The sequence below is a fragment of the Johannesbaptistia floridana genome (assembly GCF_057440575.1).
The window spans coordinates 37,190-52,078 of sequence record NZ_JALKVM010000357.1; the positions used below are offsets into that span (position 1 = coordinate 37,190).

Annotated in this window: 17 protein-coding genes; 8 read left to right on the forward strand and 9 right to left on the reverse strand. The window is 35.4% G+C overall.

Features of this window, described 5'->3' with window-relative positions; genetic code table 11:
* The first annotated feature begins 135 nt into the window (after nucleotides 1-135).
* The 3 genes from MW688_RS19785 to MW688_RS19795 all read left to right on the forward strand — a co-directional run bounded on the left by MW688_RS19785 (nucleotide 136) and on the right by MW688_RS19795 (nucleotide 1,381).
* A complete protein-coding gene (locus tag MW688_RS19785; RefSeq protein ID WP_486737733.1) occupies nucleotides 136-519 on the forward strand; it encodes a Uma2 family endonuclease in 384 nt (127 codons plus the stop codon).
* 229 nt (nucleotides 520-748) lie between these two features.
* The gene (locus MW688_RS19790; RefSeq protein ID WP_486737751.1) at nucleotides 749-1,054 is read left to right on the forward strand and encodes a GUN4 domain-containing protein; all 306 of its coding nucleotides are present in this window, start codon (nucleotides 749-751) and stop codon (nucleotides 1,052-1,054) included.
* 60 nt (nucleotides 1,055-1,114) lie between these two features.
* A complete protein-coding gene (locus MW688_RS19795) occupies nucleotides 1,115-1,381 on the forward strand; it encodes a hypothetical protein (protein ID WP_486737734.1) in 267 nt (88 codons plus the stop codon).
* Between the two features lie 1,188 nt (nucleotides 1,382-2,569).
* Here the strand turns inward: MW688_RS19795 and MW688_RS19800 are convergent.
* Nucleotides 2,570-3,472: an aldo/keto reductase family protein gene (locus tag MW688_RS19800; protein ID WP_486737735.1), complete on the reverse strand. Its 903-nt coding sequence runs from the start codon at nucleotides 3,470-3,472 to the stop codon at nucleotides 2,570-2,572.
* 838 nt (nucleotides 3,473-4,310) lie between these two features.
* Here MW688_RS19800 and MW688_RS19805 point away from each other — a divergent pair.
* The gene (locus MW688_RS19805) at nucleotides 4,311-4,793 is read left to right on the forward strand and encodes a hypothetical protein (protein WP_486737736.1); all 483 of its coding nucleotides are present in this window, start codon (nucleotides 4,311-4,313) and stop codon (nucleotides 4,791-4,793) included.
* Here the strand turns inward: MW688_RS19805 and MW688_RS19810 are convergent.
* The 8 genes from MW688_RS19810 to MW688_RS19845 all read right to left on the reverse strand — a co-directional run bounded on the left by MW688_RS19810 (nucleotide 4,779) and on the right by MW688_RS19845 (nucleotide 12,413).
* A complete protein-coding gene (locus MW688_RS19810; RefSeq protein WP_486737737.1) occupies nucleotides 4,779-4,910 on the reverse strand; it encodes a hypothetical protein in 132 nt (43 codons plus the stop codon). The genes MW688_RS19805 and MW688_RS19810 overlap by 15 nt on opposite strands.
* Nucleotides 4,903-5,526, reverse strand: coding sequence for a pentapeptide repeat-containing protein (locus MW688_RS19815; RefSeq protein WP_486737738.1), 624 nt, complete (start codon nucleotides 5,524-5,526; stop codon nucleotides 4,903-4,905). Before MW688_RS19815 ends, MW688_RS19810 begins: the two co-directional genes overlap by 8 nt.
* 182 nt (nucleotides 5,527-5,708) lie before the next feature.
* On the reverse strand, nucleotides 5,709-7,139 hold the full coding sequence (locus MW688_RS19820; RefSeq protein WP_486737739.1) for an FAD-binding domain-containing protein: 1,431 nt from the start codon (nucleotides 7,137-7,139) through the stop codon (nucleotides 5,709-5,711).
* On the reverse strand, nucleotides 7,136-7,690 hold the full coding sequence (locus MW688_RS19825; protein ID WP_486737740.1) for an NUDIX hydrolase: 555 nt from the start codon (nucleotides 7,688-7,690) through the stop codon (nucleotides 7,136-7,138). The genes MW688_RS19820 and MW688_RS19825 overlap by 4 nt, the downstream gene beginning before the upstream one ends.
* A gap of 12 nt (nucleotides 7,691-7,702) precedes the next feature.
* Nucleotides 7,703-8,179, reverse strand: a complete 477-nt coding sequence (gene folK / locus MW688_RS19830; protein ID WP_486737741.1) for a 2-amino-4-hydroxy-6-hydroxymethyldihydropteridine diphosphokinase — start codon at nucleotides 8,177-8,179, stop codon at nucleotides 7,703-7,705.
* A gap of 277 nt (nucleotides 8,180-8,456) precedes the next feature.
* On the reverse strand, nucleotides 8,457-9,449 hold the full coding sequence (locus MW688_RS19835; RefSeq protein WP_486737742.1) for a pentapeptide repeat-containing protein: 993 nt from the start codon (nucleotides 9,447-9,449) through the stop codon (nucleotides 8,457-8,459).
* A 57-nt stretch (nucleotides 9,450-9,506) separates the two neighbouring features.
* Entirely contained in the window at nucleotides 9,507-10,745 is a 1,239-nt protein-coding gene (locus MW688_RS19840) for a hypothetical protein (RefSeq protein WP_486737743.1), read from the reverse strand.
* A 432-nt stretch (nucleotides 10,746-11,177) separates the two neighbouring features.
* Nucleotides 11,178-12,413, reverse strand: a complete 1,236-nt coding sequence (locus MW688_RS19845; protein WP_486737744.1) for a DUF58 domain-containing protein — start codon at nucleotides 12,411-12,413, stop codon at nucleotides 11,178-11,180.
* 108 nt (nucleotides 12,414-12,521) lie between these two features.
* Between MW688_RS19845 and MW688_RS19850 the strand changes: the two genes are divergently transcribed.
* The 4 genes from MW688_RS19850 to MW688_RS19865 all read left to right on the forward strand — a co-directional run bounded on the left by MW688_RS19850 (nucleotide 12,522) and on the right by MW688_RS19865 (nucleotide 14,839).
* Complete coding sequence (locus MW688_RS19850) at nucleotides 12,522-13,220, forward strand: ABC transporter ATP-binding protein (RefSeq protein WP_486737745.1); 699 nt, start codon at nucleotides 12,522-12,524, stop codon at nucleotides 13,218-13,220.
* Entirely contained in the window at nucleotides 13,217-13,777 is a 561-nt protein-coding gene (locus MW688_RS19855) for a rhodanese-like domain-containing protein (RefSeq protein WP_486737746.1), read from the forward strand. Before MW688_RS19850 ends, MW688_RS19855 begins: the two co-directional genes overlap by 4 nt.
* Nucleotides 13,778-14,371: 594 nt before the next feature.
* Nucleotides 14,372-14,569, forward strand: coding sequence for a photosystem II assembly protein Psb35 (gene psb35 / locus MW688_RS19860; protein ID WP_486737747.1), 198 nt, complete (start codon nucleotides 14,372-14,374; stop codon nucleotides 14,567-14,569).
* Nucleotides 14,570-14,638: 69 nt separating this feature from the next.
* Nucleotides 14,639-14,839, forward strand: coding sequence for a hypothetical protein (locus MW688_RS19865; RefSeq protein ID WP_486737748.1), 201 nt, complete (start codon nucleotides 14,639-14,641; stop codon nucleotides 14,837-14,839).
* Nucleotides 14,840-14,889: the final 50 nt, after the last annotated feature.

Below are 14,889 nucleotides of genomic sequence, written 5' to 3' on the forward strand. Positions count from 1 at the left end.
ATATTATTGGCTGAAAGAGTCTAGATAAATCAAATAACTCAATAGTTATTTAGTTAAAATTGCTTTAGCGATCGCTCTGGGGGAAAAACTTTTCCATCTACTGAATTTACAATAAATAACCAGAAGTAGCCAATTATGAGTTTCACTGTCGCAGACTTAGAAAAATTGCAATCTCAATATCCTGAATACGGGATGGAATTAGTTGCTGGAGATATTATAGTTATGAGTCCTTCAGGGTTAGAATTAGAGGAAGTAGCCACAGAAATCGCCCGTCTTTTAGGAAACTGGGTAAGACCAAAAAAATTAGGTAGAGTAATTGGGTCTAGTGGTGGTTTTATTTTACCAAACTCTGACTTGAGGGCTCCCGATGCTTCTTTTATCAAAGCAGAAAAATTGAAACGCACCACAGAAAATTATGCAGAAGTAGTTCCAGATTTAGTTTTTGAAGTTAAATCAAAGAATGATAAGGATAAGAAGTTGCAAGAAAAAATAGTTGAGTTCAAGCCTGTTCGGTATTAATAATATATCATTACTAAACAATAGTTGTCGAGACTTTCTCTTGTAGCGCACTAAACGACTTATCATCAAGGGGGAAAACACAGTAATTATGTCTCAATTATCCCCTTGTCCCTAATTGTCAACTTACTAAAAATTATCCATTATGGCTATTTAGCTAATCAAATGAAAAAAATTTCAGAAGAAATGAGTAGATATTTTTCAACTGTATTTAGCCCTACCTTCTCAATTTCTGAAATTAGTTAGATTTTTGGCTAATCAACAATGGCAAGAAGCAGACAAAGAAACCACCAGATTAATGCTTCAGCTAGGAGATAAAGGGGAAAAAGGATATTTAAGCCTAGAGGATTGTAAAAACTTCCCCAAGGAAGAGTTACAGACTATTGATAAACTCTGGTTACAATACAGTAACAATAAATATGGCTTTTCTGTGCAAAAACGAATTTATTTAGAAGAAGGTGGTAAACTAAATAAAATAGATTATATACGATACGACAAGATGGCTGCACGAGTGGGCTGGAGTAATGCAAACAGATAAAACAGAGAAACCAAGGCAGAAACCAATAAGGAAAACAGTAACAATAAGTATAGCTTTTCTGTGCAAAAACAAATTTATTTAGAAGAAGGTGGTAAACTAAATAAAGTAGATTATAAGAGCTACCGAAAGATGGCGGTACGAGTGGGCTGGAGTAATGAAAAAAGACAAAACAGAGAAACTAAGGCAGAAACCAATATGGGAAACGGATACTTTCCATACTTTCCTTATTTATGCGTTGGGCGTGGGTATGATGGTTGGTGGTATATTATTATATTATTTACGGTGGTGGTATATGTTCTCTTAGGAAATATGTTCTCTAGACTCTAGCATATATAAAAGTTAAGTATTGGGGTGGTATTATACCTTTATTATCTTATTTAGGTGGTTATTATGTTCTCTGGAAATATGTTCTCTAGACTCTAGCATATAAAGGACTTAGACGATCAATAAATATTTAGATAAATTCCATTTATACGATTTTATCAGGGTTTTTGGATTTCATTACCTGTTACTCAGACCAAAGCACGCAAATACAAAAATACTAAATAGGCCAACAGGCGAGAATCAATTTTTAAAATCCCCATTTATGCCGACCTCCTGCCTCCTGCCTCATGCCTCCTTTTAAGGGGTTAGGATCAATTCTTTAACTCATTACTCATTACTCATTACTCATTATTCATCCACCACAAGTAAATGAGTGATAAAGATGCAAGATCTGAGCTCCTGACTAGCGGCGCGATCCCGAAGGGATCCGCGTAGCGGTACGCCACTAGCTCCATAAGAAATTAGCACTTTTGGGGATATCGGCGAAACGCTTATTGAGTAAGGATTGTAAAAAATGCAAGTTAAGAGTGTTAGGGCTCTTTTCGTATGATATTAATAACATGACTGTCTAGTAAAATAAAATGAATATCAACTCCTAATCAAAAGAAAATAGTCTTAAAATATACAAAAAAACCAGCTATGAAAGGAATTTAGACATACCAATCCCTTGTGATATCAAGTCCGTTTAATTATAGCAATGAGCGTTGTAGTGTTAACAATATTTATATTTACAGATCCCCCCAACCCCCCTTAACAAGCTATCCTTTATAAGCAACTCTCAAACCCTTGTATAGCAGGGAGCAGGGAGCAGGGAGCAGGGAGAAATTTTTAAGTAAAATTACTTAATTTCCTAAATAATGTATTTGTTTATACATTATTTTCTTAAACAAAATCTGAAAAAGCACTTAATTACAAGTTGGTGTTTTTGTCAAGTTTTATGTTAAGAAAGATGTTTATAAAGCATAGCTTAACAAGGGGGGCTTTTCATGATAACTGTAAACATCTATTTGGTCATTGCTATAGTTATCATTTAGGATATTGATGCAAATACTTAAAAACTCTCTTTCTCCCTGCGACCGTGCGACCGTGCGACCGTGCTGTTTTAATTGTAAGTATATAAGCGGACATGATATGATAAAGGGATTAAGTTGCTCTCAAATATTAGTCAAAAGCGTCAGCAATTATAGTTGACTACAGATAAGCTATATTTTCAATTGTCTCTAACTGACTGCTGCTTAAGATAAAATCGTTAATTTCTAAATTTGATTTCAGATGTAAATCAGATCTAGTTCCTGTAATCGGAATCATTCCCACTTGTTGAGAGAATTTAAATATTACTTGCTGGATATTTTTACCTGTGGCACTAATGATACTTTGAAGGCTACTAGGTACACTACCAATATTTTGATTATAACCCTCATCTGTAAATCCAAGTTTAGGGATATTTCTGTCTTTTAGCTCAACGACTTCACCCCCTAAATATTGCTTATTTGCCGTTAAAAGCGAAAAGCCCTGATACTTAATTCCATTTTGGGAACAGAATTCTCTCAGATTCTTATCCCAGTAAGTTATTGCAAAGCAACGATTTTGAACAAATGATGGTTTGACCGTCGCTTTCTCAACAAGTTCCACCAGTTGCTCTAAATTCACATTGGATATGCCCAAGTGTTTGACTTTACTATCTTTATGCAGCTCTTCCATTGCACCCCAAGTTTCCCAATCTATATGATCCAATCCTTTATCGTTATGGGGTCCATGTAATATGTACGAGTCAACATAATCAGTATGTAAATGCTTAAGCGAGCTTTCACAACTCTGCCACACCTGCTTTCTGTGACTAGCATTTTCATCGTAGGGTTTTCGATGATCCTGCCCTCTAGCATAAGTGAATTTAGTTTGTAAAAATAAATCTGTCCTGGAAATTCCTAGCTCTGAGTAAGCAGACTCTAGTGCGTGACCAACGGCCTCTTCAAAGTAATGTTTCCTCTGATTTGCCGTATCAATACCACGGTATCCTACTTTTAAAGCTCGAAAAACACAATCTTCTGTCAGATCTTCTTTCCATGCTGTGCCATACAAAAAGTCAATTACCATGTCGTTCTTTCTTTTATATCTATTTCTTAATGATTAATTTAGGTTATACTAAGACCTGTATCATATTTGGTACAGTTTTAATTAGTAAATGATCCTAATTTAATTTTAGCAGTCTGTTACAAATAGCCATTGTATACGACAGATTAAAGTGCCGAATGTAGAACTGGTAGCGGGTTGCATGAAAGAGAAGAAATTTGTCTCTCAAAGTTCTGGAGATAAGGACTTACAACGATTTATAATAAAAGCGCAAAAATCATTTTAGTTTTCACCTTAAAAACAGTCAATAGAATTAATAAAATATTTTATCTAAATATGGAGAGAAATTCAGAAAAATTAACCGATGAAGATATATTTAAAGCTATTGGAGAGATAACCGCTCTTTAGTCCTAAATTAAACAGATTTGCTATAAATACGAGAGAATTAACGGTGCGTTACACTTCATTAACGCACCCTACCGTCTTAAACTCAGATCTTGCATCTTTATCACTCATTTACTGGTGGTGGTTGAGTAATAAGTAATGAGTAATGAGTAATGAGTAATGAGTAAAAGAATTGATCCTAACCCCTTAAAAGGAGGCACCGAGGCACCGAGGCACGGAGGCAGGAGGTCGGCATAGATGGGGATTTTTAAAATTGATTCTCGCCTGTTGGCCTATTTAGCGGTAAATTGTTGGGTTTCGTGCCTCAACCCAACCTACAAGATTTATATGAATACAAAAAGGGCTATAATCGGCCACAGTTTTTATTTTTAAAAAATATATACTAAAATTAAAGCAGAAATCAATAAATAACTACTCACTAGTAATTAATTCCTAACCTGTATAGATTTTTTTCAATATGACGTCTCCTCAAGATTATTCCTCTCTCGATTACCAACATGACTATCTCTGTCCTGTGTGTCGCCGTGGCAGAATCAATACTTTAGCTTTAATGGAAACTTTTGCCTGCAATCTGTGTCAGCATCTGTTCAAAGCTGATTTAAAAACCCAGAGATTGACTCTAATCGATGGTCAATTACCGATTACTTGGCAATGGTATCGCCAACGTTGGACGAGAATTAATCCTGAGGGAATAACTTTCAGTTGGAGTTATTTATTCCTGGGATTGTTACTCGTCATCTTACCTACCATGATTGTTGGTTGCGCTACTTATTTATTTCCACCCCTACCAGGTAGTAACTTAGCTTGGTTACCAATCGCCTGGACTGTCCTTACTTTTTTAACTCACTTATTCGGCTTGGTGTGGCTTTTATTAGAATATTATCAATTTCCCGTAAGATTATATATACGTTCTTTTTTCTCTAATTCAGTGAGGAGTTAACCATATACCTGATAAATTGGCAATTAGGCGATCGCTTTTGCTGGTTTGCTGTGGATTTGAGATCAAATCCAAAAGTAAGGCAGGCAGAAGGAAAACAGGAGTCTCAGCCTTAGGCATATATCTCATGAGAGTTAAAATTTTCCCACATCACAGAAACCACCTCATCTTGATGTAGTAATTGTTCTTTAGTTTCACGAGTATTTTTAGATAATTCTGTGGCCCAGGATTTATGTATTTTAGCGCCATGAAATGAAGCACCAGTAATTTTTGCCCCTATTAATTTTGCTTGGTAAAGATTAGCCCAATTCAAGTTGGCTTTAACTAGACTTGCGTCTCGTAAATTCACTTCTTCCAAGTTAGCGTTAGCTAAAAAAGCTCCTTGTAAATAGGCACCCCTAAGATTAGCATGGGCAAGGTTAGAGTTACTCAATTCGGCCTTGACTAATTGAGCTCTTACCATAAAAGCTCCATAAAAATTCGCTCTTGTTAATTTAGTATAATTTAACTTGACTTCACTTAATTTGGCAAAGCTAAAATTAGCCCAATTAAGTTTCGCACCATTTAAATTGGACTTAGTTAAAAAGGCACGAGTGAAATTAACTCCTACTAAGTTTGCTTTACTCAAATTGACGGAAATTAGGGTAACTTGACTGAGATCTGCACCTCTTAAGTCTACGCCAGAGAAATCTCTTTCTCCTTTTTCGTACAATCTCAGTAATTCGTTTACTTTCATTATTAGTGAACTCCTTAGGTTAGGGGAGATTGAGCTTTTTATACTCAATTTTCAACTTTAGCGGACGCGAGTAACTTCAATTATATACAACTTTTTCCAAGAAGATTATTTTTTTATTAAAAGTTAAAATATTAGAAATTCTTAAAAAATTGTTACAATTACTCCCGTTATTATTGGCAATCTTACTTATCTTTTTGCAGTTGATAAAGACGTTTAAATTCTTTTTGTCTTTGTTTATGATCAACAATTGGCTGAGGATAGTTACAGCGATCGCGCTCTTCAGCACTAATTTTCCCGGTTACTAAATATTCTGTATCTATAGAACTTAATTCCGGCAACCATTGACGGATATATTCTGCTTCAGGGTCATATTTTTGGGCTTGACTTGCGGGATTAAAAATTCTTAGAGGTTTAGGATCTAACCCACAAGAAGCGCTCCATTGCCAACCACCATTATTAGCGCTCAAATCTCCATCAAAGAGGTTTTGCATAAAATATTTTTCTCCCCATTGCCAATCAATAATCAGATCTTTGGTCAAAAAACTAGCTACAATCATCCGGCAGCGGTTGTGCATCCAACCCGTTTCATTAAGTTGACGCATGGAGGCATCTACTATCGGGTAACCTGTTTTTCCTTGGCACCAAGCTTGAAAATAGGTCTCGTTGTTTTCCCAGGGAAAATCAACGAAGTAGTCTCGATAGGGTTTATCAGCCAACTCAGGGAAAAAGTACATAGCGTGTTGATAAAACTCTCGCCAGCATAATTCCTGTTGCCAACTTTCGATATTTTGAGTGAGTTCTTCACTGTTGCTACATTCTAGCAACTCAGTAGTTGCTTGCCAAAGGCGACGAATACTAATCGCTCCTAATTTGAGAGCGGCACTTAAACAAGAAGTACCATCTACCCCAGGATAGTTACGATTTTCTTCATATTGATTAATTTTATCTTGACAAAACTCTGCTAGTTTTGCTTCAGCCTCGGCGGTGCCTGGTTTTAGGAGTAGAGTAGAACTCCATTCGTGACCTAATTCTTTAGATGTAGGCAATTTAGTTAAAACTAGGTCTTGAATCTTTTCTTGTTCACTTTCTGTTAACTTTTGTAAAGATTCTGAGAAAATTTCCGGGGATTTCTTAGTTTGTTCTGACCAGTTTTTCCAAAAAGGAGTGTATACTTTGTAAGGATCTCCTGACTGAGTAAGAATTGAGCCGGGGTGATGTAACAATTGATCCCAAAAGGTTTTTACTTCAATCTTGTCTTGATTAAGAAGCTCTTTAACTTGCTGGTCTCTAGTTTGGGAATAGGGTTCTACGTCGAGATTCCAGTATACCCCCTTAGCTGCTAAACTTTTAGCCAGACGAGGAATTAACTCAGAGGGGTTGCCCTGTAAAAATAAACAGGTTCCACCCAGTTGTGAGTATTGTTGGGCTAAATCATCTAAACAGCCGATTAAATAAGCTATTTTAGCAGGAGCTACCTGATCTTGTTGCAGTAATTGAGGATCTAAGCAGAAAAAACCGACAACCCTAGAACTATCTTCTAAAGCCGAATTTAGCCCTAGATTGTCAGTTATGCGTAAATCACGGCGATGCCAAAAGAGCATTAAATCACTCATAAGTCAAATAAAAAAGGACGAGCTAAAAAGAAACTAGAAATTGATTTAGAGTCTATCGCTTCTCCATCTCTAATTGCTTGTTCTAAATTTTGAGGAGTCATAAACACTACTTCTATATCTTCATCTAGATCTTGTTCTGGTGGATCTGTCAATTGTTCTAAATCCTTCGCCAAAAAGGTATGAATATATTCGTCAGAATATCCTGGTGCTACGGGAAACTTAGAGATATACTGCCAAGTGTGGGCCCGATAACCAGTTTCTTCTTCGATTTCTCGCCTAACAGTTACAGCGGGATCTTCGTGGGCTTCTACGGTACCCGCGGGAAATTCTAGTAAACGAGTGGCTACAGCAAAACGATATTGTTTGACTAAGATTAGTTGTCCATCTGCCATTAATGGTATGGCTAAAGCTCCTCCTGGATGGCGAATACATTCTAGTTCCGCTTCTACTTGGTTAGGAAGGCGTAATTTATTCACTTCAAAACTAAAAAGACGGCCCTGATAATTCAACCTTTGTTTGATTAAGTGAGGAGGTTCGTAATTAGTTATCATAAATGATTAAGCTTATGTTATTTTTAAGATATCCTTACAGTTTACCTGTTCTAAGAGAGTAGCGATCGCTTTTTTGGAAATTGGTTCTATCCAATCTCCGGCTATTTCTGCTAGGGGGACTAACACAAATGCCCTCTCGCACATTCTCGGGTGAGGTATTGTCAAGACATCTGCTTCTAGTATGAGATTTTCATATAATAGTAAATCTAAATCTAAAGTTCTTGGTCCCCATCTTTGTTCGCGCCTACGTCCTGCTTTAGCCTCAATCTCTAACAACTGGTTAAGGAGATCTAATGGTGTTAGCTGTACATCTAGTATTGCACATCCGTTTACATAATCTGGTTGAGGAGGACCAATTGGTTTAGTTTTATACCAACTCGAATGAGAAACTAATATTATTCCTGGAGTTTTCGCCAATTGTGCTAAAGCGGTTTCTAGAATATCTCTCGATGGTCCTATATTACTTCCTAGAGCTATTGCTGCTTTCATTTCTACTCTTTTTCGCCTCTAATTACTTAGCTTATAGTTAGATCACTCGCACCAGAACTTATGTAATAATTTTAGGTCACTTCCCGGATTTTAAATCCGGGAAGTGACCGCCCTTATGCGGGCAAAATGTTCTTCATGGTTAATTCTCTATAATCTTTGTCTCGTAAAGGTTTAACCCATCCCTACACCTCAGATCTTGCCTCTTTTCCACTCATTTACTGGTGGATGAATAATGAGTCTTTAACTCATTACTCATTACTTCTTACTCATTACTCATTTAGTCGTGTACTTTTCCATCGGGTAAGGTAGCACCTTTCCAGGTTACGTTAAACATATTGGCACTACTTATTTCTGCCCTCAACAAATTAGCATTAGTTAAATTAGCATTAGCGAAATTTGTTCTAGCACAAAACACTTCAATTAGCTGAGCTTCTGTAAGATTAGCACCTGTTAAATTAGCACGACTTAAATCTGCTCTACTCATCCGTACAAAACTCAGATTAGCACCTGTCAAATTCGCCCGAATTAATTTAGAATCAGGGAAATTTGCCCCTTCCAGGTTAACTTCAGTTAAATCTGCTTCAATTAATTTAGCTCTTGCTAACTTAGTGTGGCTTAAATTAGCTCCTACTAACTTTGCACCCATGAGATTAGCTTCGGTAAGCATTGCCCCTTCGAGATTAACTCCCGTTAAATCTGCTTCTCTTAAATCAACATCAAACAGATTACTTTCTTTGAGATTAGCACCACTCAAATTTACCCTAACTAAATCTGCTCCTCTGAGATCTGTACCTTGTAAATCAGTATTACACATAGAAGAGCCGCGTAAATTAACAAATTGTTTGCGTTTTTCCCTTCTTAAATTAGCTCCTCTTAAACAAGCGCCGATTAAATTAGCTCCACTTAGATCTACTCCTCTAAGATCTGCCATAATCAAGTTAGCATCTAGTAAATTAGCTAAACTTAGATTAGCATCTCTTAAACTAGCTCTTTGTAGAATTGCCCCGTGTAGATTGGCACCTTGTAGATTAATACCACTTAAATCAGCTTGGTTAAGATTAGCACCACTTAGATTACCACTTTCTAAATTTGCACCCGTAAAGTCAGCACGATTCAAATAAGCAAAGACTAAATTAGAATTATGTAAATCGGCATCGCGAAAAACCACACCAATTAAATCCGCTCCTTCTAGTTTAGAGTTAGGTAACATAACCCCGCTAAAATCTGTTTGTCCCGCTCTATATTTTTTTAGTAATTCTTTAACATCCATATTGTTTAATGTTTTTGGTAATATGCTCTTATTTATTGCTTGCTTTGTGGTTAAGGGTTAGCCTTCTGCTTGATTAGGGTAAAAAGAACTTAGTGATTTAATAATTACCGTTGCTGTTTGTTGATTAAGTTCCGATTCTGGGAGAATTTTAGCGACTTCATACATTTTTGATTCTATCTCATTTAATGACGGGTAACGATTTAAAGTTTTTGAAAGTAGACCTTCTAAAGTACAAGATTTCAATTTTGACCAGTCTTTTTCATTTTTCTCAAAAACATGATAGTTAACAGAAAAGAACAGTATTTTAACCCGCAATGGATTAGTATATTGCATGATATCTAACCGCCAATCAAAGAGAGTGTAGTTATCATTTTTGCTATTTTTTTTATCTTGCTGGTTTTCTTGTTGCTGGTTTTCTTGTTGCTGGTTTTCTTGTTTCTGGTTTTCTTGTTTCTGGTTTTCTTGACTTTCTGCTACTGAAGCTCTTTGAATAACTGTGTCTGATTCTAATTCTTGAATTGCAGTTTGATAACCATTTTTGCTCACGTTATGATTTGATTTTGACTTCTCTTGTGGGGTTAAATTTAGTTCAGCAATTTCTTGCTTATCAATAATATTTGTACTTTTTGAAAATAAGTTAGTATCTGATTCTTCTTTGTATAATATTTGAAAATTATTTATAATGGTTTGAGAAACAGCTAAGTACACATGTTGTCTATTGAGAGTAGCTACGATATCGTTAAATGCTTTAGTTAAATCGCCAAGGTTATCGTACATCTCCCGCAATTCTATGGTTAATTCTAGAAAATCATAGGAATCAATCACAGTCACATCATTTTCCCACTTATCTTTAACTAGGTAAAAGATTAGTTTTTTTATTCTTGGTAACTGTGAATCTTTATTTAAGTTACCAGCAATTTGCTTAAACACAGATTGAGAAATTTTATCTCTCACTGAAGGCTTGACCATAATCACTTCAGTAGAGTTTTGAGAATCTTCGTAAAGTACTCCTATTTTCGCAATGATCAAGTTAGCTAAGTCTGAGTAAACAGTTTGACGATTTAAACGATCTACCGATTGATACAAAGATTCACTAAGATCCTCTAAACTAGAATTTTTTTGATAAAGCTCTTCTAGTAATTTTTTCAAGTCAAGTTTATTCAAAATATTAACATCGCTTTCCCAATTATTAGTACAGGTAAAATTAATCAATTTTTTTAACCGCTTTAATTGTTTATGTCCCTGCAATTTGTCGGCAATCGATTTTATATTAGCTACGTCTGTAGATGATTGCATAAGTCCTATTAGTCTCTAAAAATTTGATGAAATATGGAGTTTCAGTTTGAACAATATAGATAGACTGAGATTAATGCCAAAAATAATCTAAATTACTATTATTTGCCGTTAGAGTTTTAATTAGACAACATATTAACTCTGGGTTGATTAGGGCATGTTTTTTACTATGACAATAAGTTGTATTATGTTAATTTTCTTAACAACTTTAAGAGCATTAAAATTGATTGATTGGAAAAATGCTCTAAATCTCGGTTATCATCTTTTTTTCTCAATGACACTAATTTATTCGCAAAAATACGGTTTTTAATCTGCTTATCCGTTATCCTCCTCATAAGTTATTTGCTTCCTATAGTATAGATCATTCCCCAATGGGAACATAAAATAACAGTTATATAAAAATTATGGCAAAGTCATTTGTTGTTTTTCATAGCACTAAAGAGTTACTTTTTGAGTTACAGTACTTTGTAACTGTTGACGGATTTCGGCTGGATTTTGACCATTTATTATGAAACCGGAGGAAGAGTTGGTAGTTTTTGGAGAGGTTACTTCCTCATTAGCAAAAAACAACCAATGACTATAATTAGGCAAAGAATTGATAGTAGTTGGATTTTGAGTAAGCCAAATAAGTGTAGACCCAACCGAAGGCAAAGTTATAGTCTCCTCATCTGCTTCTACTGCCGCCAAAGCTTCTAAAACTCTTTGTACACCGCTAACTAAACCAATGTTATTAGCCCATATTTTAACATTCATTTGAAACTTAGTGGCATAGGTATAGAGAGAAGCAGCTACTGTTACTGCCTTTTCAAAATCTCTAGCTTTCCAAGTGTCTGTAGTATCCAAAGCAATTACAATATCTTTACCTCCAGTAATAATTTCTAATTCACGCACCTTAAACTCGTTAAATCGAGCGCTAGTGCGCCAGTGAATTAGGCGGGTGGGATCTCCAAAACGATAGGGGCGCAAGGCTTTGGTAATACCTTCTTGAGCTGCTTGCAAAGTGCGATCGCTCTCTCGTTGCCAACTTTCGTCTTTTCCTAAGCTATCAATGATGGGACATTGAGTTAGATTTAAAATCATAGGATAAATTATAGCTCTAGCAGGTACATGATGAGTGCGACGGCACCAACACAAACCAATAGGATTGCCGCTACGTAAGATAATTTCATCCCAATAATAGATACCACGTTGCTTAACTGTAACTGAATAAGGATAGTGATATTGAGACTGAGGTTTAATTTCCCTAATTGTTGCCCATGTTTCTCGCTTTTGTTTTGTTGCTTGAGTCATTGCTGTGGGTAATAAATCAGCTACTTGAAAAAATTGTTTGAATTGATCACTGTTGTTATTAAAAATTAATTCTAGACTCAATTCTTGTTCTACACTTACTGGGTGAATAGCTAAACGCTCTATTTCTAGTTTTTTTAAATTACGTACGCACAAAAAAGCTGATATAAGTATTAAAGCTATAATCATGCCACTGATGATGTAAGCCCATCCTGACATAGTGTTAACTCCCACTCCAAAAAAGGACAAGGAGATGCCAAAAAGAATGTAACCTGCGAAAGAAGGAGCACAATATTTACTTTCTAACCATTTTTGTACTGAGTCAAATAAATTAGAAGATGAAGAGCGCAGGTTTTTTGAGGAACTAACTGATGCTTGATTCATAAAACCACTTAAAATTAAAACATCGACTACTTTAATAGTTCCCCATTTTCGACTTGAATTAACAATTCAGTAATAAAGAAAATATTGGTAAACGTAACAGTTAAAATCATGATTAGGCTAGAAAAAGTATCTAAAATCTACGGAAGTGGTAATACTGCCGTAAAAGCTCTCAAATCAGTTCATTTAACCATCAATAAAGGCGAATACTGCTCAATAATGGGGTCTTCTGGTTCAGGGAAGTCTACAATCATGAATATTATTGGTTGTTTAGATCGCCCTAGTCAAGGTAAATACTATTTAAATAATGTAGATGTAGCCAAGTTACCGGAATTAGAATTAGCGAAAATTAGAAATCAGCAAATCGGTTTTGTCTTTCAGCAATTCCATCTGTTACCTCAATTAACAGCTTTAGATAACGTGATTTTACCGATGATTTACGGTCAAATTAAACCGGGGGAGCGAAAAAATAGAGCCATAGAAGCTTTAACTCAAGTAGGCTTACAAGAAAGAATGTATAATAAGCCTAATCAACTTTCAGGAGGGCAACAGCAAAGAGTGGCGATCGCCCGGGCGATTGTTAACCAACCTTTATTATTACTCGCCGATGAACCTACTGGGGCCCTTGATTCTCAAACTACTAAAGAAGTAATGAATATTTTTTCCCAACTCAATGCTCAAGGAATTACTATAATTATGGTAACTCATGAAGCTGATGTCGCGCGTTTATCAAATCGCGTCGTCTGGTTTCGCGATGGAGAAGTAGTTTACTCTAACTTAGCACCTCAAGAACTAACTACAGTAATATGAATTTTTTACTGAAAAAACTTTCCCAGATCTGGAATTTAATTAATCTCTTTTTTTTAGTTAACTTAGCTTATTTTTTGCCCAAGCATCAGAATTATCAGCAAAATTTAGCTAAAATCACCGAAAAAATTACTCAGGAATATTCCGACGTCCATCAGATTACCCCAGCAACCCTAGCTAATTGGTTAGCCTCCCCGGAGATTCAACCGACTCTGATTGATACTCGTCAACCAGAAGAATTTGCTGTTAGTCATTTACCTAACGCCATCCATATTTCTCCAGACACTCCCCTTGATGAGGTGATAGCCACCAAACTTCCCTCTCAAGCCAAAGATGATTTGATTGTAGTTTATTGTTCTGTGGGCTATAGATCAAGTATTTTTGCCCGAAAATTGAAATCTGCTGGTTTTACCAATGTTCATAACCTCATTGGCTCTATTTTCGCCTGGGCTAATCAAGATAAAGATATTTATCAAGGAGAAAAATTAGTCAAACAAGTACATCCATATAATCGTAAATGGGCTCAATTGTTAAAACCAGAATACAGAGCTGAACTATAAATTAATTTTATATCTATTGGGGGATGAAAAATATTAATTTTCTTAGCAAAATATAAATATAAAGTCAATTAATGAGTAATGAGTAATGAGTCTTGAAGTAAGAGAATTAATGCGATCGCGCTTAAAAATTGATTCTCCCTTGTCGGCCAATTTCTGTACTTTTGTTTTGGTGCAAGATATGAGTTAAACAGAAATAAAGATCTAAAAAAATGCAGCAAAAGTTAGATAAAATTAGAGAAAATAAAATTTAATATAAAAACAGTAAATAAGTTAATAAAGTTAAAAAAATAGGTAGTAATTTATCTTAAACATAATTTGTTGGCAAAGTAGAGGTTGGGTGTGAACCGCAAAGAAGCGCGTAATACAGCAAATTAACATATTTAATATGAGACCTAAGGCAGAAATAAAGTTATAAAAAAAATACAACAAAAGTCAGATGAAATTCTAGAAAATAAATTATCTTAAGTAAAGATGTTTACAAACTTGCTTTAAAACATGAGTACCATTTTCAAGTCAGATTTTTCTATCGAAAGACAGATGTAATTATATGATATATAACCTACTATTGAGAGTGTAGAAACAGAAAAATAACTTATGAACTTAACGAATTTAATCTTAACAGTTGACCCCAGTGTCAGTACATCTCACTTTCCTTGGACAGCAACTATAGTATTGGGGATTGGTTTTGTAGCGGCAGCCACAATAGGGTCTATTGCTTGGTACAACTCCAAAAGACCAGTGGGTTGGAAAGATAAAGAGCGTCCAGATTTTATTCCAAATATAGAAAAATAAAATCTACTGATTCACAAAACAAGAACCAAAACAAAAACGAAAATACAAACAAAGAGGTAATCAAAAATTATGAGTTCTCAAAATACCAAAGATGCTAATTACGATTCTAACTTAACTTCCGCAGAAGTTGCCGCACGTATAGAAAGAGAAAAAGAAAGCTTTAAAGATCTTCCCGATTCTCAAGAAGGTCCTGATACGACTGGAGGGTACACTAGACTCAGATCTTGCATCTTTACCCAAAGTTACTTGTGGTGGTTAAGTAATAAGTAATGAGTAATGAGTAATGAGTTAAAGAATTAATGCTCAACGCTTAAAAATTG